Genomic DNA, 16927 nt, shown 5'->3' with positions numbered 1-16927 from the left:
CTCACGGGGCCAGACGTTCGCGAACCCAGCTGCCGTTGTCTTCCAGGCGATAGCGCAGGCGATCGTGCAGGCGGCTCTTGCGGCCCTGCCAGAACTCCCAGCGCTCGGGCACCAGCCTGAAACCGCCCCAATGCGGCGGGCGTGGCGGCTTCAGCATGAACTGTGCGCCATAGCGCGCCGCATTGGCCACCAGCACGCTGCGGCCGCTGATGACCTGGCTTTGTGGGCTGGCCCAGGCGCCGATGCGGGAATCCAGCGGCCGGCTGTTGAAGTAAGCGTCGCTTTCCTCATCGCTGACCTTTTCCACCCGACCCTCGATGCGCACCACGCGCTCCAGCTCGACCCAGTGGAATTGCAAGGCGGCAAACGGGTTGCCGGCCAACTCATGCCCTTTGCGGCTTTCGTAATTGGTGTACCAGACGATGCCTCGCTCGTCATAGCCCTTGATCAGCACGATGCGGGTGCTGGGGCGCAGGTCGTGACCCACGGTGGCCAGGGTCATGGCGTTGGGTTCGGGTACCTCGCCCGTGATGGCCTCGTTGAGCCATTTCTCGAATTGGCGCAAGGGTTGCGCCTCGGAGGCGTCTTCGCTGAGTTCTGCGCGCTCGTAGCTTTTGCGCAGGTCGGCAATCGCCGAAGGGCTGGTTTTGTTGCTCATGCACCGATTTTGCCTGCTGCCCGGCCCTTGCGTTTGACCCAGCACAGGGGCAGGGCATCGGCCGCACGGTGTTCACACCTCCTGCGGCGGCAGGCGTTGCAGCCGACTGATGGCCGGCCCCGAGATCAGCAGCAGTTGCCAGGCGAAGGCCAGCACCGCCAGCCCCAGGCAGGCCGATTCGCCCCAATGCGCGCCCACCAGCCCACCCAGGGCTGCGCCCAGAGGGCGGGCGCCAGCATTGCCGGTCAGAAAGATGGCCGACACCCGGCCCAGCAAGGCCCCGGGCGTGACGGTCTGGCGCAGGGTGGTCGAGCTGATGGTCCAGACGATGGCCCCGCAGCCAAACACAAAAAAGCCCAGCCCGGCCAGTGCGGCCGAGGGCCACAGCACGGTGGCCGCCAGGGTGCTGCAGGCCAGCAGCGACATGGCCGGCCCGAACTGCACGGCTCGGCCCAGGGGCAGACGGGCCAGCACCCGGCTGGCCAGCAGGGCACCGCACACCATGCCGGCACCAAAGCCAGCCAGGGTCAGCCCCACGCTGGCCGCGTTCAGGCCCAGGTGGCGCACCGCATAAGACACATAAGTGCCCTGCAGCACGAACCAGCCGATGTTCCAGATCACGGCGGTCTGGAAGATGGGGCGCAGCAAGGGTTGGTGCCACACCTGGCGGGCGCCCTCGCGCAGTTCGGCCCACGGGTGGCGCGGCGGCGCCGGGGTGCGGCGGGGCTCGTGCAGGCCGCGCATCCAGGCCACGGCCAGGCTCGAGCCGACGGCGGCCACCACAAAGGCGGTCGAGCCGCCAGCCCAGGCCACCAGGCTGCCGGCCAGGGCTGGGCCCCCCGCATACGCCAGGCTGCGCGCCAGTTCCAGCCGTCCGTTGGCCCGTGCCAGGGCGCTGCCCGGCACCAGCGACGGCACCAGGGCCGGGGCCGCCACGCTGAAGCCCACCGTGCCCAGGGCCCCGATGAAGCCCATGGCCAGCAGCCAGAGCAGGTTGGCCTGGCCCGTCAACAGGGCGCCCAGCAGCGCCAGCAGCGAGACGGCCCGCAACAACTCGGCACCCACCATCAGGCGCAGGCGCGAGCCGCGGTCGGCCAGCAAGCCCAGCGGGATCGAGAACAGCAGAAAGGGTAGGGTCTGGAAGGTGGCGAGAAGCCCGGTTTCACCCGGACCGGCCCCCAGCAGCGTGACCGCCACAATGGGCGTGGCCGCCAGGCTCAGTTGTTCGGCGGCCTGGGCGGCCAGGTTGGCCCAGGCCAGGCGGTTGAAGGCAGCGGGCAGCTTGGCGTCGGTCATGCAGGGGGCTTGTGCAAAAGGAGCGGATGGGTGGGCAGACGGCAAGTCTCGCAGCTTCTGTGGGGCCTTGCTGGCCGTTTGCGGACCTGAGGCCGTCAACACGTTCCGAGGCTGCGGGCTCGCTTATAGTTCGGCCGCCGATCCCTGCCCATCCCTGCCCACGCGGGCCCCGAACCTGCCACCCCATGTACAAGCCTGACCGTCCCGCCGTTCTGCCCATTCGCCAGGGGGTCAGCCCCAGTTGTGTGGCGGTGCCCGCAGGCCCTTGGCCGACCCTGCTCGATTTTCTGGTGCATCGCCTGCCCAAGGTCAGCCGGCAGGACTGGATCGAACGCATGGCCCGCGGTGACGTGGTCTGTGAGCGCGGCAAGACGGTCACCCCCGAGCGGCCCTTTGAGCACAGCCTGCGCCTGTTTTACTACCGTGAGCTGGCCACCGAGCCGCAAATCCCTTTCGAGGTCGGCGTGGTGTACCAGGACGAGCATCTGCTGGTGGCCGACAAACCCCATTTCATGCCGGTCACACCCGGCGGGCGCTATCTGCACGAGACCTTGCTGGTGCGCCTGAAGCATCAACTGGGCATTGCCACGCTGTCACCCATCCACCGCATCGACCGAGAGACCGCCGGGCTGGTGCTGTTCTCGGTGGACCCGGCCAGCCGGGGGGCTTACCAGGCCCTGTTCCGCGAACGGGAGGTGAGCAAGCAATACGAGGCCATGGCGCCCTGGCGGCCCGAACTGAGCTTTCCGATCCGACGCCAGAGCCGCATCGTGGAAGACCCGGCGCAGTTCTTCCGCTGCTGCGAGGTGCCCGGCGAGCCCAATGCCGACAGCACGGTCGATGTGCTGGAGGTGCGTGGCGAGTTGGCGCTCTACCAACTCAGCCCTGTCACCGGCAAGCGCCACCAACTGCGGGTGCACATGAATGCGCTGGGCCTGCCCATCCACGACGACCACTTCTACCCGGTGGTGAACGACCCGCCCGAGGGCGATTACTCACAGCCCCTGCGCCTGCTGGCGCGGGCCCTGGCCTTCGACGACCCGGTGACGGGCCAGCCCCGTCAGTTTCGCAGTGGGTTGAGGCTGCGCTGGCCAGGGGAGGCCTGAGGGCGATCCGATGTCGAGGCAAAGTTCGCCTCGTCACATTGTTAACAAGTAGCTTGTTTGTTATCCTTAGAGTGCTAGCTAATATTGCAAGCATGAACGGCAAACATGCAAAGACACTGGCGGCCATTTTTGCAGTGCCCACCAGCAAGACTTTGGAGTGGGCAAAAATTGAAGCGCTTCTGATCGCTGTGGGTTGCCTTGTGGTGGAGGGGCGTGGGTCCCGCGTGCGCTTCGTGCACGGCCAAGTGGTGGCAAGCTTTCATCGCCCACACCCTGCCAAGGAGGCCAAGGCCTACCAAGTCGAAGACGCCCGTGACTTTCTGAAATCCATTGGAGTAACGCCTTGAACACCATGATCTACAGGGGCTATACCAGTCGCATCGATTTTGATGACCGTGATGACATCCTGGTGGGCCGCCTTTTGGGTATTCAGGATGTGGTGAGCTTTCATGCGGACAGCGTGGCTCAACTTCGGGAGGCTTTCCACGAAGCGGTGGATGATTACCTTCAAACCTGCGAAAAAATTGGCAAGCCTCCCCAAAAGCCTGCGAGCGGGAAGCTCATGTTGAGGGTGCCACCAGAGGTTCACGGCTCTGCACTGATTGCCGCCCAGGCCGCGGGCAAGAGTTTGAATCAGTGGGCAGCAGAGGTCCTGGCAACAGCCGCGCACGCTTGACACTCGTTTTGACACTCGTTCGTCAGCATGGGCGGTAGGACCCGTTCAGCCCCGAGCCGCCACCAGATCGATCTCGACCGACGCATTCTTCGGCAGTTGCCACACCCCCACCGAGGTGCGGGTGTGGCGGCCGGCGGCCCCCAGTACCTCGACCAGCAGGTCAGAGGCGGCATCGGCCACCTCGCTGTGCTGGGTGAAGTCGTCGGCGCATTGCACATACACGGTGACGCGCAGCACCTGCTGGATGCGGTCCAGGCTACCCAGTTGCTGCTGCAGCAGGGCCAGTGCGCGCAGCACGCTGATGCGGGCGCCGGTGCGCGCCTGCTCCAGCGAGGTGCCGGCCCCCACGCGCCCGGTGACCTGCACCGTGGTGCCCACGCGGGGCACCTGGCCGCTGACATACACCGTGTCGCCGTGGCTCAGCACGCTCTGGTAGTTGCCCCCGATCACGATGGGGCCGGCAAAGGCATCGCCCCAGGGGGCGCAGGCAGCTTCGAAACGGGCTTGGCGGGTGGTCATGGTGGTGGCGAGGCAGGTGGCGTTGGGGCGGATCTTACCCGTGGTGTCGACGGACCGCGCTTCGCCAGTTGGCATCAATTCACGGTGCCGGTCGATTGGTCACACTGAACGGGCTGGCTGGATGCTCCGGAACGAGCTCGTTCTACCCCTATAATGCCGGCTGCCGCGGGTGTAGTTCAATGGTAGAACGGCAGCTTCCCAAGCTTCATACGAGGGTTCGATTCCCTTCACCCGCTCCAGATTCCCATCTCATAAGGCCTCAGGCCACCTCAGAACCCGCTGACCTCATTCTGGCAAGCGGGTTTTTTGTTGTTCATCCACAGGGAAGTTCGGCTTCCCTGTCCGCCCCCCGTGTCGTATGTCAGCCCGGTTAGCCTGCCTGGGTTGCCGATCTGGACGACGACTACCTTTGGCAACCCTTGGTCACAGCGCAGTCATGACACCCCCCCTATACTGCGCGGTCTTGCAAATTGGATGCGCTTGTGTACTTTCGTTTCAATCTTCTTTCCGGCCTGCTTCTGAGCGCTCTCAGCATGGCCACGCTTCCGGTCTGGGCCGATGCAGGCGAGGGTACAGACCCCTCTGCCGCTGACGAATCCAGCATGGCGCGCTTCCAGAGCACCTACATCTGGCAGAAAAAGAAGGCCTTCCAGGCGCCTTACTCAGGCCCCAACAGCCTCACACCGCAAGCGGAGCGAAGCTATACCCTGACCTTTGACGCCTTCCTGGGCTTCAAGCCCTGGAAGGATGGCGAGGTCTATTTCGTTCCCGAGATCAACCAGGGCCTGCCTCTGTCCTCACTCACGGGCCTGGGCGGCTTCACCAACGGTGAGGCCACGCGCGTCAGTGGCACCAACCCCACGCTGTACCGGCAAAAGCTGTTTTTGCGCCAGACCTGGAACCAGGGTGGCGGGCAGGAGAAGGTGGACGCGGCGGTCGATCAGATGGCCGGCACGGTGGACCGCAACCGGTGGGTACTGACCGCCGGTAATTTCTCGACGCTCGACGTGTTTGATGACAACGCCTATGCCAAAGACCCGCGCACCCAGTTCATGAACTGGTCGGGCATGTCGCACACCTCGTACGACTACGCGGCCGACGCACGTGGCTTTGGCTGGGGCGCGGCGCTGGAGTGGTACCAGGGTCCGTGGGTCTTGCGCGCCGGCCGCATGACCGGCCCGACCACACCCAACGGGCAGCCGGTGGACCTGCGCATCTTCAAGCACTACGGCGATCAGTTTGAAGTTGAGCATGCGCACGAATTGGCAGGGCAGCCCGGCAAGGTCCGGGTGCTGGCTTGGCGTGCCCGGGCGCAACTGGCCCGTTACGATACCGCACTGGCCTACGGGCAGGCCAACCCGGGTGCCGCCGACAAGCAATGGATTGCTGCAGTCCGCGGGCCCGAGCAGACCAAGTATGGCCTGGGCCTGAACATCGAGCAGGCCATCAACCCCGAATCCGGTGTGTTCATGCGGGCCATGAAGGCCGATGGCAAGACCGAGACTTATGCCTTTGCCGAGGCCGATGCCTCGTTCTCGACCGGCTACGCCAGCTCAGGCAAGGCCTGGGGCCGGTCGCAGGACACGGTGGGCTTCATGTTCGCACGCAACATGCTGTCGGCCGATCGGCGTACCTACCTGGCGGCTGGCGGCATCTCGTTCTTCATCGGCGATGGTGCCTTGCGCTACAAGCCTGAAACCCTGGTTGAGCTGTACTACAACATGAACGTGCACAAGAATCTGTGGGTGTCGCTCGATTACCAGCGCATCAGCAACCCGGCCTACAACGCTGACCGTGGTCCGGTCAATGTGGGGTCCGTGCGCCTGCACGCCGAGTTCTGAGGTTCCTGAGGGGCTGACGCAGCCCCCTACGCTCAGTGAAGATCAGGAGCTGCCGCCCTCGGTGGCGGTCCAGCGGATGCCGGCCACACCCAGGTTGTGTTCGCTGATGTGCTCGGCAAACACCGGGATCAGGGTGGTCAGGTGGTTGTGATAGCGCTCTTTCCACATGGCACGCAGGTGGTTCAGGCCTTTTTCATTGCGGTACAGCGTGCCGTCCCAGCCAATCAACAGCACGGCGGCCTCGCCTTCGTCCACCAGCACGCACAGCAAGGCATCGTCGGCGTCTTCGTTGAGCGAAGCGGCCAAAGCGGCCTCATGGGACGCAATGCCCTCCACATACAGGTCCAGGCTCAGCGCCTGCTGACCCGAAAAGGCACGCAGCAATTCGCTGGCGATCTGGATTTGGTCTGTCATGCGCGTTGGAGCCATCGGCTCAAGAGTTGCTGCCACCCATCCTAGCAGCGCCCAAGCCTCGCCAAAGCGCAGTCAACTGACAAATGCGCAGGGATTGGCCCGATGTTTGAAAGGCAGTCGCATTGAGCCCAAAACCGCCCTGACCAGGCTTCAGTTCGTCACGGCGCCAAGGCCCCGATGGCCGCGGAGCAGGCCAAGCCAGCGGCACCCGAGGAGCTGGCTCTGCCAGGCCTCTGGGTGTGCCCCTTGAGGGGGAGGGGGGCCACACGCAGTGAGGCCACCAACAGGGTGGGCCATGTCCTCCAGGCCTCTGGGTGTGCCCCTTGAGGGGGATGGGGGGCCACACGCAGTGAGGCCACCCAACAGGGTGGACCTATTTCATTTCAAAATGTCACCCAGGCACAGGTACTTCAGTTCGACGTAGTCGTCCATGCCGTGGTGCGAGCCTTCACGGCCCAGGCCCGACTGCTTGACGCCGCCAAAGGGCACGTGCTCGGTCGCGATGACGCCGGCATTGATGCCGACCATGCCGTATTCCAGGGCTTCGCTCACGCGGAAGATGCGGCCCACGTCGCGGCTGTAGAAATAGCTGGCCAGGCCGAACTCGGTGTTGTTGGCCGCGTCGATGGCTTCTTGCTCGGTCTTGAAGCGGAACACCGGTGCGAAGGGGCCAAAGGTCTCTTCACGGGCGCACAGCATGTCGGCCGTGGCATCGGCGACCACGGTGGGTTCGACGAATTGACCACTGAGCTTGTTGCCGCCAGCCACCACGCGAGCGCCCTTGGCCAGGGCGTCGGCCACATGGCGATGAACCTTCTCGACGGCCGCATCCTCGATCAGCGGGCCCTGGTTCACACCTTCCTCGAAACCATTGCCCACCTTCAGGGCCTTGACCTTGGCGGCGAACTTTTCAATGAAGGCGTCGTAGACGCCATCCTGCACATAGAGGCGGTTGGCGCACACGCAGGTCTGGCCGGCGTTGCGGTATTTGCTGGCCATGGCGCCTTCGACCGCGCTGTCCAGGTCGGCATCGTCAAACACGATGAAGGGTGCGTTGCCGCCCAGTTCAAGCGACATTTTCTTGACCGTGGGGGCGCTTTGGGCCATCAGGATGCGGCCCACCTCGGTGCTGCCGGTGAAGCTGATGTGGCGCACCACGTCGCTGGCGCAGAACACCTTGCCCACGGCGATGCTGTTGCTGCCATCGGCCGTCAACAGGTTCAGCACCCCGGCCGGGATGCCGGCGCGCACGGCCAGCTCAGCGGCGGCCAGCGCGGTCAGGGGGGTCAGTTCGGCGGGCTTGATCACCACCGGGCAACCGGCCGCCAGGGCAGGCGCCACCTTGCGGGTGATCATGGCCAGCGGGAAGTTCCAGGGCGTGATGGCGGCGCACACGCCGATGGGCTGCTTGAGCACCATCAGGCGACGGTTGTTGTCGAACTGGGGCAGGGTTTCGCCGTTCACGCGTTTGGCTTCTTCGGCAAACCATTCGACAAAGCTGGCGCCATAGGCCACTTCGCCCTTGGCTTCGGCAAAAGGTTTGCCCTGTTCGGCGGTCATGATGCGGCCCAGGTCCTCCTGGTTGGCCATCAACAGCTGGAACCACTTGAGCAGGATGGCGTGGCGCTCTTTGCCGGTCTTGGCGCGCCAGGCGGGCCAGGCGGCGTTGGCGGCCGCGATGGCGGCTTCGGCATCGGCCGCGCCCAGGTTGGCCACGTCGGCCAGCTTCAGGCCGGTGGCCGGGTCGTTGACGTCGAAACGGCTGCTGCCGGCCACCCATTGACCATTGATCAATGCGTCAGTCTTGAGCAGGGTGGGGTCTTTGAGCAGGGCGAGGGGGGAGGTCTTCATGTCCATGGCTTGGGTTTCCGTGTCGGCAAGAAAAGAAGGGGGGGAGGGGGCTCAGCGGCAGGGCACGCCGGGCAGCACGCACAGCATCTCGTACAACAGGTTGGCCGCCAGCAAGGCCGTGTTGCCGCTGGTGTCGTAGGGCGGGCTGACCTCCACGAGGTCGCAGCCTATCACGTTCAATCCGCGGCAGCCGCGCACGATTTCCAGCCCCTGGGGCACGGTCAGGCCGCCGATTTCAGGGGTGCCGGTTCCGGCAGCGTAGCTGGGGTCGAGACCGTCGATGTCAAAGCTGATGTACACCGGATGATCGGGGCCGATGCGTTCGCGCACCTGGGCCATCAAGGGGGCCAGCGACTGGTACCAGACCTCGTGTGCCGGCACCACGGTGAAGCCCTGCTGGCGCGGCCAGTCAAAGTCATCGGCGGCGTAGCCGGTGCCGCGCAGGCCGATCTGCCACACCTTGTCGCCGGCCAGCAGGCCTTCTTCCACGGCGCGGCGGAAGGGCGTGCCGTGGGCGATGCGTTCGCCGAACATGTCGTCGTTGATGTCGGCATGGGCATCGACGTGGATCAGCGCCACCGGACCGTGGTGTTTGGCCACGGCGCGCAGGATGGGCAGCGCGATGGTGTGATCGCCGCCCAGCGTCAGGGGCACGCAGCCGTGGCTCAGCACCTCGTCATAGAAGGCGGTGATGATGTCCACCGACTTGGGCAGCGAGTAGGTGTTGATCGGCACATCGCCCAGGTCGGCCACCTGCAGCGCATCAAACGGTGCGGCACCGGTGGCCATGTTGTAGGGGCGCAGCAGACAGGATTCGGCGCGGATCTGGCGCGGGCCGAAGCGGGTGCCCGAGCGATTGGAGGTGCCGATGTCCAGTGGCACGCCGATGAAGGCCGCATCCAGCCCCCGCGCGGAGGTGGTGACGGGCAGGCGCATCATGCTGGCCAGGCCGGCAAATCGCGGCATGGTGTTGCCGCCCAGTGGCTGGTTCAAGTGGGATGGAGGGGTGTGGCTCATGGCAGGCCCCCGCTCAGCGTTTGCGCCCGCGCAGCCATTCCAGGGCCAGCAGCAAGGCGGTGGTGAAGCAGATCAGCAGGGTGGCCACCGCGGCAATCGTGGGCGAGATGTTCTCGCGGATGCCGGTGAACATCTGGCGCGGCAGGGTGGCCTGCTCGGCCCCGGCCAGGAACAGCGTCACCACCACTTCGTCAAACGACGTGGCAAAGGCGAACAGCGCGCCCGAGATCACACCCGGTGCAATCACCGGCAGGGTGATGCGGAAGAAGGTGTTGAACGGGGTCTCGCCCAGGCTCAGCGAGGCGCGCACCAGGTTGTGGTTGAAGCCCGCCAGCGTGGCCAGCACAGTGGTTAGCACAAAGGGGGCGCCCAGGGCAGCGTGCACGATGATCAGGCCGAAGTAGCTGTCGGCCAGGCCCAGCGGCGCAAAGTACAGGTAGGTGGCCACGCCCACCACCACGATGGGCACCACCATGGGCGCGATCAGCACGCCCATCAGCAGGCCCTTGAACGGGAAGGTGGCGCGCGACAGGCCCACCGCAGCCAAGGTGCCCAGCGAGGTGGCCAGCAGCGTGGCAGCCGGCGCCACGATGAAGCTGTTGCGCGTGGCCCGGGCCCATTCGGTGGACTCGAACAGGTTGCGGTACCACTTCAGCGACCAGCCCGGGATCGGGTAGGCCAGAAACGAGCTGTCGGAGAACGACAGCGGCACCATCACCAGGATGGGGGCCAGCAGGAACACCAGCACGGCCACGCACAGCAGCCGCACCGCCCACCAGCCGGCCTTGTCGGCGGCGGTGGCGTACAGGGGGAATTCAGGCATTTTGATCATGGGCATTCACCTTCTTTTTCTTGATCAGCCGAGGCTGAGTTCAGCCTTGCCGATGCGGCGGTACACACCGTAAAGAATCAGCGTGGCGCCCAGCAGGATGGCGCCCAGGGCGCAGGCCATGCCCCAGTTCACCTCGACGTTGGTGTAACGGGCGATGTAGTAGCTCAGCATCTGGTCGTCGGCCCCGCCCAGCAGGGCCGGGGTCACGTAGTAACCAATCGACAAAATGAACACCAGCAAGGCGCCAGCCCCGATGCCCGGGTAGGTCTGCGGCACATAGACGCGGAAGAAAGCGGCCAGCGGCGCGCTGCCCAGCGACACCGCGGCGCGCAGGTAGGTGGGGGGAACGTTCTTCATCACGCTGTACAGCGGCAGGATCATGAAGGGCAGCAGGATGTGCACCATGGCGATCACCACGCCGGTGCGGTTGAACAGCAGGGGCAGGGGCTCGTGGATCAGGCCCAGGCCCATCAGCCCGCTGTTGACCAGGCCTTCGGACTGCAGCAGCACGATCCAGGCGGCCACACGCACCAGGATCGAGGTCCAGAAAGGCACCAGCACCAGGATCATCAGCACATTGGCCGAACGCTCGGGCAGTGAGGCCAGCCACCAAGCCAGGGGGTAGCCCAGCAGCAGGCAACAGATCGTCACCACCAGGCTGATGTGAAAGGTGCGCAGCAGGATGGCGCCAAAGGCACGCTGCTCTTCAGGCATGCGCTCGATGGCACCCTCGGCGTCGCGTTTCAGGTCGAGCGAGGCCAGCAGGTAGTCGGGTGTCCAGCGCGAGCCGTTCTTGGCAATCGCCTGCCAGAACGGGACCTCGCCCCAGCGTGGGTCGGCCTGCAGCAGGCGGGCCTGGATGTCGGCGTCGCTGCCCTCGAAGGGCAGGGCGCGGTAGGCGCCCATCACCAGCGAGCGGGCACCGGGCACCTCAGTGTTGAGTCGGCGGGCCAACTGGCCGGCATCGGCACTGTCGGGCAGTTGCGCCAGGTCCTTGACCAGGGCGCCGTAGGCCGCGGCAGCGGGGGTGTCACGCCCGTTCCAGCCGTCCAGCGCGCGGATGGTCAGGGGCAGGGCGTTGGCCACCTCGGGGTTTTCGACCGCGCGCTGGAGCAGCGCGACGATCGGCACCAGCAGGGTCAGGAGCAGAAACACCAGCAAGGGCAGGGTCAGTCCGAAGGCTCGCCACTGGCGGCGCGCTTCGGCTCGGGATAAGGCTTTGCGCAGTGCGCCGGGCTCATCGCCCGGTGCGCCGGCGGCTCGGATGGGTGCTGCCATGGTGAATCGGCTCCGTCTCTCAGTCAGTGTTGCTCAGGCTCAGGCGTGTTTACTGGGTGGCCCAGGCAGCAAAGCGCTTTTCAAGCGCTTCGCCCTGGTCGGCCCAGAAGCTCACGTTGAACTGCAGGGCTTCCTTGGCGTTGGCGGCCGAGGTGGGCAGGTCGTCCAGCACCTTCTTGTCGAGCTTGGCCAGGGCCTTGCTGTTGGTCGGGCCGTAGGCGATGTTTTGCGCGTACACGGCCTGGTTGCCAGCTTGCAGGCCGAAGGCGATGAACTTTTGCGACAGTTCCTTGTTCGGCGCGCCCTTGGGGATGACCCAGTAGTCCAGGTCATAAATGCCGCCGGGCCAATAGATCTTCAGGTTGCGGCCTTCGCGGTTGGCGGCGTCGATGCGGCCGTTGTAGACCGTGCTCAGCACCACGTCACCGGCGACCAGGAACTGGGGCGCCTGGGCGCCGGCCTCCCACCACTGGATGTTGGGCTTGAGTTCGGTCAGCTTCTTGAAGGCGCGGTCGGCGCCGTCCTTGGTGGCCAGTACCTTGTACACATCGCCCGGCTTCACGCCATCGGCCAGCAGTGCGAATTCGAGGTTGTAACGGGCGCCCTTGCGCATGCCGCGCTTGCCAGGGATCTTCTTGGTGTCAAAGAAATCGGCCCAGCTGCTGGGGGCGCTCTTGAGCTTGTCGCCGTTGTAGGCCATCACGGTGGACCACACGAACACGCCCACACCGCATTCGGTGACGGCGGCGGGCAGCAGGTCGGCCTTGTCGGCCAGCTTGCTGTAGTCGAGCTTTTCGAACAGGCCTTCGTCGCAGCCGCGCACCGCGTCGGGCGATTCGACCTCGACCACATCCCAGGTCACCTTCTTGGTCTCGACCATGGCCTTGATCTTGGCCTGCTCACCGTTGTATTCCACCGGCACCACCTTGACACCGGTTTTTTCGAAGGGCTCGTAGTAGGCCTTCTTCTGGGCGTTGGCGTTGGCGCCGCCGAAGTTGACGATGGTCAACTGCTGTTCGGCAAAGCTGGGCAGGGCCAGGCAGGCGGCCAGGGCGGCGGCTGCGCAGGGGATCAGGCTCTTTTTCATGGCACGTTTTCCTTTGTTGGAAGTTGAGGTTCTAGAGAGAGGGAGCGCGAAAAAAACGTTGTCGTGGTTCACACCGCGTACAGGCGGGTGGCCGCGGCCGGAAACTCCAGCCGCACCGGCTCGCCAGCTTGTGGATGGGGGTTGCTGTCGGCACGGGTCAAAGGCAGCTTCACGGTGGCCTCGGCCTGGCCCTCGCCCAGCGAGCACAGCAGGCGCAGGTGGTCGCCGTAATAGATCACGCGGGCCACGGTGGCGGCCAGCGAGTTGGGCACCGGCGCGGCCGAGCCCAGGTGCAGCACGATGCGCTCGGGCCGCACACAGGCTTCCACGGCGGCGCCGTCGGCCACGCCGTTCACGTTCAGGCCCTGCAGGCGCTGGCCGTCGGCCAGTTGCAGCGCGTTGCCACCCTGCAGGCTGCCCTTGAGCACGGTGCTGTCGCCCACGAAGCCGGCCACGAAGCGGTTGCTGGGGGCTTCGTACAGGTCTTCCACCGAGGCCAGTTGCTGGATCACGCCTTCGTTGAACACGGCCACACGGTCGCTCATGGTCAGTGCCTCGCCCTGGTCGTGGGTCACGTAGACAAAGGTCACGCCCAATTGCCGGTGCAATTCCTTCAGCTCGATCTGCATGTGCTCGCGCAGTTGCTTGTCGAGCGCACCCAGCGGCTCGTCCATCAGCACCAGCTGTGGCTCGAACACCAGGGCGCGGGCCAGCGCCACCCGCTGTTGCTGGCCGCCCGAGAGGCGGCCCGGCAGGCGATCGGCCATGCCACCCAGGCGTACCATGTCCAGCGCCTTGGCCACGCGGCGGGCCTGCTCGTCCTTGGGCACCTTGCGCACGGTCAGCGGGTAGGCCACGTTCTGCCCCACGGTGAGGTGGGGAAACAGGGCGTAGTTCTGGAACACCATGCCGAAGTTGCGCTTGTGCGGCGGCGTGCCGGTGATCTGGCGGCCGTCCAGCAGGATGTCGCCCGCCGTGGGCGATTCAAAGCCGGCCAACATCATCAGCGTGGTGGTCTTGCCCGAGCCCGAGGGCCCCAGCAAGCTCAGAAATTCGCCGCGCTGGATGTCCAGGTTCAGATCGCGCACCACGAGCTGTTCGCCGTCGTAGGTCTTTTGCACGCCGGAGAAGCGCACCAGGGGTTCTGCTTGAGACATGTTTGTGTGCAAGGGCAGGAAAGTAGCGTGTTGGATCAGCGCTGGGCTTTGAAGCTCTCGGCCAGGATGGCCAGACCTTCATCGATCAGTGCGTCAGAGGCGGTCAGCGGCACCAGGATGCGGATCACGTTGCCGTAGGTTCCGCAGGACAGCAGCACCAGACCGCGGCGAGCGGCTTCGGCCACCACGTTCTTGGTCAGGTTCGCGTCGGGGCGGCTCTTGTCACCGTTCTCGAACAGCTCGATGGCCACCATGGCGCCCAGGCCGCGCACATCGCCAATCGAGGCTTCGCTCTCGGCAATGCGGCGCAGACCTGCTTGCAAGTTTTGGCCCAGGGTCTTGCTGCGCTCCAGCAGCTTCTCGTCTTCAAAGGCCTGGATCACGGCCAGGGCGGCGGCGCAGGCCACCGGGCTGCCGGCATAGGTGCCGCCCAGGCCACCGGCGGCGGGGGCGTCGATCACTTCGGCGCGGCCCACCACACCCGACAGCGGGAAGCCGCCGGCCAGCGACTTGGCGGTGGTGATCAGATCCGGGGCCACCGGCCATTGCTCGCAGGCGAACCAGGTGCCGGTGCGGCCGGCGCCGGTCTGCACTTCGTCGGCGATCAACAAGATGCCATGGCGCTCGGCCAGGGCCTTCAGGCCCGAGATGAACTCGGGCGGGGCCACATTGAAGCCGCCTTCGCCCTGCACCGGCTCGACGATGAAGGCCGCCACGCGCTGGGGCTCGATGTCGTTCTTGAAGATCAGTTCGATCGAATGCAGGGCATCGGCCACGCTCACGCCATGCAAGTCGTTGGGGAACAAGGCATGGTAGATCTCGCCCGGGAAGGGGCCGAAGCCGACCTTGTAGGGGGCGACCTTGCCGGTCAGGCCCAGGGTCAGGTTGGTGCGGCCGTGGTAGCCGCCGGTGAAGGCGATCACACCCGGGCGGCGGGTGTGGGCGCGGGCGATCTTGATGGCGTTTTCAACGGCTTCGGCGCCGGTGGTCAGCAGCAGGCTCTTCTTGGCAAAGTCGCCGGGAGCCAGTGTGTTCAGGCGCTCGCAGACTTCCACATAGGGTTCATAGGCCACCACCTGGAAGCAGGTGTGGGTGTACAGCGCCAGCTGGGCCTGCACGGCGGCGATCACCTGGGGATGCAGGTGGCCGGTGTTGAGCACGGCGATGCCACCCGCGAAGTCGATGAAGCGGCGGCCTTCCACGTCCCAGAACTCAGCGTTTTCGGCCTTCTGGATGAAGATCTCGTGCGACTGGCCCACGCCGCGGGCGACGGCGGCCTGGCGGCGAGCAAGAAGGGCGGCGTTGGTGAAATGGCGTTCTGACTTCATGGTTTCAAGCGGTTGGTTGAAAAGATGGATGGACTTTACGGATCGTTTCTGTTTTGAACCATGTACACACACTTCAGGATTTGGACGCACTGTGCAGGTCGAGTTGCCTGTACATGGAATCCCTGATCTGGTGCCTTGCACCGCAGTGGCGCAAAAGCCTGTGTCGCTTGGCCAGGCATGCGCCGGCTTGGGGCGTCGTCAGATTCTGAATCGCGGGTTAACCCTTGGATTTGCGCCCCATCAAGGCCCTGTTTTGGGGCGTTTCCGCAGCGCCAGCTTGAATCGATGGGTCGATGGCGTTGGGCGTTAGACTTCCCGCTGGTGGCTGCCCGGCCAGCGATCCCCGGGCGCCGTGTTTTTTCGATCCGGGTCTTCTGTCTTCCTGATGCTCACACTCCGTACCGATGTCCAGACCCCGCTGGTGAGCCAGATCGTCGACGGCTTGCGCGGCCTGATCGCGGGCCAGGTGATCAAGCCGGGCAGCAAACTACCTTCCATTCGGGCCTTTGCGGCGGCCCATGGCGTGAGCGTCTTCACCGTGGTCGAGGCCTATGACCGCCTGGTGGCTCAGGGCTGGCTGGTCTCGCGTGCCAATGCCGGTTTTTTTGTGAAGCGGCGCGACGAGGGCGCGGCGCCAGCGGTGGCCGGTCAGGCGCCGCGTGAGGCGCCGCGCTTTGATGCGCGCTGGTACCTCAAGCAGATTTTCGAAAACCGCAACCTGCCCATGAAGCCGGGCTGTGGCTGGTTGCCGCACGACTGGCTGTTTGGTGACGCCGTGCGGCGCAGCCTGAGGCAACTGTCCACCGACGGCCCCGAACTGGACGGCTACGGTCTGCCCTCGGGCCACATGGCCCTGCGCATGATGATTGCCGAGTCGTTGGCCGAGCACCAGATCACCGTCGATGCCGACCAGGTGCTGCTCACCCATGGCTCCAGCCAGGCGCTGGACCTGGTGGCGCGCTGCCTGCTCAAGCCCGGGGATGCCGTGCTGGTGGACGATCCGGCCTACCCCAACCTGCTGTACATGCTGCGCTTCGCCGGTGCCCGGCTGATCGGCGTGCCGCGCACCCCCACAGGCTATGACCTGCCCGCACTGGAGGCGCTGGTTCAGTTGCACAAGCCCAAGGCCTTCTTCACCCAGCCTCGCCTGCAAAGCCCTACATGCTCGCTGGCGTCGGTGGCGCACCTGCACCGCTTGCTGCAACTGGCCGAGCAACACGATTTTGTGCTGGTCGAAAACGACCTGTATGCCGACATGGACGGCACCTCGCGTTCCTCGCTCGCCAGCCTGGACCAGTTGCGCCGGGTGGTCTACATCGGCAGCTATTCCAAGACCATCTCGCCCAATCTGCGCGTGGGTTACTTGCTGGCCCGGCCCGACATGCTGGGCGAGTTCGTGCAGCTCAAGATGGTGGCCGGCCTGACCTCCTCCGACATCGCCGAGCGCGTGACGTTTGGCGTGATCACCGATGGGCGCTGGCGCAAGCACCTCAAATCGCTGCGCGATCGCCTGGGCGAAGCCCACCGCCAGGTGGGGCGGCGCCTGGACAGCCTGGGTTTTGAACTGTTCCATGAGCCCGAGGCCGGCATGTACCTGTGGGCCCGCCACCCCGACCTGCCCGACAGTGCCGAGCTGTCCAAGGAGGCCACGGCCGCCGGCATCATGCTGGGGCCGGGGCAGCTGTTCCTGGTCGAGCCGCGGCCCACCGGCTGGCTGCGCTTCAACGTGGCGTTCTGCCAGGACGAGCGCCTGTGGCAGTTTCTGGCCCAGCGCATCGAGCTGGGGCGTCAGGTGGCGCAGTGATGCGCTGCCCGGGCCGCCGAATCTTATAATTGCCTGTTTGGCCCGGCACTGCGCGCGGGCCCC

At 65.5% G+C, this 16927-nt stretch carries 16 protein-coding genes and 1 tRNA gene; 6 read left to right on the top strand and 11 right to left on the bottom strand.

Going from position 1 to position 16927, the window contains the following annotated elements:
• Position 1: 1 nt before the first annotated feature.
• Together pdxH and AC07PT_RS06745 are read right to left on the bottom strand one after the other, a co-directional pair.
• Entirely contained in the window at positions 2 to 658 is a 657-nt protein-coding gene (pdxH, locus tag AC07PT_RS06750) for a pyridoxamine 5'-phosphate oxidase (RefSeq protein ID WP_273422345.1), read from the bottom strand.
• Between the two features lie 72 nt (positions 659 to 730).
• Positions 731 to 1954, bottom strand: a complete 1224-nt coding sequence (locus AC07PT_RS06745) for an MFS transporter (RefSeq protein WP_494656197.1) — start codon at positions 1952 to 1954, stop codon at positions 731 to 733.
• Positions 1955 to 2139: 185 nt separating this feature from the next.
• Between AC07PT_RS06745 and AC07PT_RS06740 the strand changes: the two genes are divergently transcribed.
• The 3 genes from AC07PT_RS06740 to AC07PT_RS06730 all read left to right on the top strand — a co-directional run bounded on the left by AC07PT_RS06740 (position 2140) and on the right by AC07PT_RS06730 (position 3736).
• Positions 2140 to 3060, top strand: a complete 921-nt coding sequence (locus tag AC07PT_RS06740) for a pseudouridine synthase (protein ID WP_492349117.1) — start codon at positions 2140 to 2142, stop codon at positions 3058 to 3060.
• Between the two features lie 92 nt (positions 3061 to 3152).
• Positions 3153 to 3407 carry a type II toxin-antitoxin system HicA family toxin gene (locus AC07PT_RS06735; protein ID WP_492349116.1) on the top strand — a complete coding sequence of 85 codons (255 nt, stop codon included), beginning with the start codon at positions 3153 to 3155 and terminating at the stop codon, positions 3405 to 3407.
• Between the two features lie 5 nt (positions 3408 to 3412).
• On the top strand, positions 3413 to 3736 hold the full coding sequence (locus tag AC07PT_RS06730; protein WP_492349164.1) for a type II toxin-antitoxin system HicB family antitoxin: 324 nt from the start codon (positions 3413 to 3415) through the stop codon (positions 3734 to 3736).
• A gap of 45 nt (positions 3737 to 3781) precedes the next feature.
• Here AC07PT_RS06730 and AC07PT_RS06725 read toward each other — a convergent pair whose 3' ends face one another.
• Positions 3782 to 4255, bottom strand: coding sequence for a RidA family protein (locus AC07PT_RS06725; protein ID WP_494656196.1), 474 nt, complete (start codon positions 4253 to 4255; stop codon positions 3782 to 3784).
• Positions 4256 to 4420: 165 nt separating this feature from the next.
• On the opposite strand from AC07PT_RS06725, the gene AC07PT_RS06720 reads away from it, so the two are divergent.
• Both AC07PT_RS06720 and AC07PT_RS06715 read left to right on the top strand, forming a co-directional pair.
• A tRNA-Gly gene (locus AC07PT_RS06720) sits at positions 4421 to 4494 on the top strand.
• A 294-nt stretch (positions 4495 to 4788) separates the two neighbouring features.
• Entirely contained in the window at positions 4789 to 6096 is a 1308-nt protein-coding gene (locus AC07PT_RS06715) for a carbohydrate porin (RefSeq protein WP_494656195.1), read from the top strand.
• Positions 6097 to 6138: 42 nt separating this feature from the next.
• Here the strand turns inward: AC07PT_RS06715 and AC07PT_RS06710 are convergent, their stop codons facing one another.
• The 8 genes from AC07PT_RS06710 to gabT all read right to left on the bottom strand — a co-directional run bounded on the left by AC07PT_RS06710 (position 6139) and on the right by gabT (position 15060).
• Positions 6139 to 6510, bottom strand: coding sequence for a hypothetical protein (locus AC07PT_RS06710; protein WP_492349103.1), 372 nt, complete (start codon positions 6508 to 6510; stop codon positions 6139 to 6141).
• A 378-nt stretch (positions 6511 to 6888) separates the two neighbouring features.
• The gene (locus tag AC07PT_RS06705; RefSeq protein WP_494656194.1) at positions 6889 to 8367 is read right to left on the bottom strand and encodes an NAD-dependent succinate-semialdehyde dehydrogenase; all 1479 of its coding nucleotides are present in this window, start codon (positions 8365 to 8367) and stop codon (positions 6889 to 6891) included.
• A 45-nt stretch (positions 8368 to 8412) separates the two neighbouring features.
• Positions 8413 to 9378, bottom strand: coding sequence for an agmatinase (speB, locus tag AC07PT_RS06700; RefSeq protein ID WP_492349101.1), 966 nt, complete (start codon positions 9376 to 9378; stop codon positions 8413 to 8415).
• A gap of 13 nt (positions 9379 to 9391) precedes the next feature.
• Positions 9392 to 10210 carry an ABC transporter permease gene (locus AC07PT_RS06695; RefSeq protein WP_027474383.1) on the bottom strand — a complete coding sequence of 273 codons (819 nt, stop codon included), beginning with the start codon at positions 10208 to 10210 and terminating at the stop codon, positions 9392 to 9394.
• 24 nt (positions 10211 to 10234) lie between these two features.
• A complete protein-coding gene (locus tag AC07PT_RS06690) occupies positions 10235 to 11488 on the bottom strand; it encodes an ABC transporter permease (RefSeq protein WP_492349100.1) in 1254 nt (417 codons plus the stop codon).
• A gap of 49 nt (positions 11489 to 11537) precedes the next feature.
• The gene (locus tag AC07PT_RS06685; protein ID WP_492349099.1) at positions 11538 to 12575 is read right to left on the bottom strand and encodes an ABC transporter substrate-binding protein; all 1038 of its coding nucleotides are present in this window, start codon (positions 12573 to 12575) and stop codon (positions 11538 to 11540) included.
• 68 nt (positions 12576 to 12643) lie between these two features.
• On the bottom strand, positions 12644 to 13732 hold the full coding sequence (locus AC07PT_RS06680) for an ABC transporter ATP-binding protein (protein WP_494656193.1): 1089 nt from the start codon (positions 13730 to 13732) through the stop codon (positions 12644 to 12646).
• A 35-nt stretch (positions 13733 to 13767) separates the two neighbouring features.
• Positions 13768 to 15060, bottom strand: a complete 1293-nt coding sequence (gene gabT / locus AC07PT_RS06675; RefSeq protein WP_492349097.1) for a 4-aminobutyrate--2-oxoglutarate transaminase — start codon at positions 15058 to 15060, stop codon at positions 13768 to 13770.
• Positions 15061 to 15445: 385 nt separating this feature from the next.
• Between gabT and AC07PT_RS06670 the strand changes: the two genes are divergently transcribed.
• Complete coding sequence (locus AC07PT_RS06670; protein WP_492349096.1) at positions 15446 to 16864, top strand: aminotransferase-like domain-containing protein; 1419 nt, start codon at positions 15446 to 15448, stop codon at positions 16862 to 16864.
• The last annotated feature ends 63 nt before the right edge of the window (positions 16865 to 16927 follow it).

Source organism: Curvibacter sp. GW821-FHT09D12, assembly GCF_059416245.1.
This window is presented reverse-complemented; position numbering and strand designations above follow the sequence as displayed.

Coding starts and splice junctions, on each gene's coding strand:
- AC07PT_RS06685 (WP_492349099.1), bottom strand. CDS start 12,575: ATGAAAAAGAGCCTGATCCCCTGCGCAGCCGCCGCCCTGGCCGCCTGC.
- speB (WP_492349101.1), bottom strand. CDS start 9,378: ATGAGCCACACCCCTCCATCCCACTTGAACCAGCCACTGGGCGGCAAC.
- AC07PT_RS06670 (WP_492349096.1), top strand. CDS start 15,446: ATGCTCACACTCCGTACCGATGTCCAGACCCCGCTGGTGAGCCAGATC.
- pdxH (WP_273422345.1), bottom strand. CDS start 658: ATGAGCAACAAAACCAGCCCTTCGGCGATTGCCGACCTGCGCAAAAGC.
- AC07PT_RS06690 (WP_492349100.1), bottom strand. CDS start 11,488: ATGGCAGCACCCATCCGAGCCGCCGGCGCACCGGGCGATGAGCCCGGC.
- AC07PT_RS06695 (WP_027474383.1), bottom strand. CDS start 10,210: ATGATCAAAATGCCTGAATTCCCCCTGTACGCCACCGCCGCCGACAAG.
- AC07PT_RS06680 (WP_494656193.1), bottom strand. CDS start 13,732: ATGTCTCAAGCAGAACCCCTGGTGCGCTTCTCCGGCGTGCAAAAGACC.
- AC07PT_RS06710 (WP_492349103.1), bottom strand. CDS start 6,510: ATGACAGACCAAATCCAGATCGCCAGCGAATTGCTGCGTGCCTTTTCG.
- AC07PT_RS06745 (WP_494656197.1), bottom strand. CDS start 1,954: ATGACCGACGCCAAGCTGCCCGCTGCCTTCAACCGCCTGGCCTGGGCC.
- AC07PT_RS06705 (WP_494656194.1), bottom strand. CDS start 8,367: ATGGACATGAAGACCTCCCCCCTCGCCCTGCTCAAAGACCCCACCCTG.
- AC07PT_RS06715 (WP_494656195.1), top strand. CDS start 4,789: ATGGCCACGCTTCCGGTCTGGGCCGATGCAGGCGAGGGTACAGACCCC.
- gabT (WP_492349097.1), bottom strand. CDS start 15,060: ATGAAGTCAGAACGCCATTTCACCAACGCCGCCCTTCTTGCTCGCCGC.
- AC07PT_RS06730 (WP_492349164.1), top strand. CDS start 3,413: ATGATCTACAGGGGCTATACCAGTCGCATCGATTTTGATGACCGTGAT.
- AC07PT_RS06740 (WP_492349117.1), top strand. CDS start 2,140: ATGTACAAGCCTGACCGTCCCGCCGTTCTGCCCATTCGCCAGGGGGTC.
- AC07PT_RS06725 (WP_494656196.1), bottom strand. CDS start 4,255: ATGACCACCCGCCAAGCCCGTTTCGAAGCTGCCTGCGCCCCCTGGGGC.
- AC07PT_RS06735 (WP_492349116.1), top strand. CDS start 3,153: ATGAACGGCAAACATGCAAAGACACTGGCGGCCATTTTTGCAGTGCCC.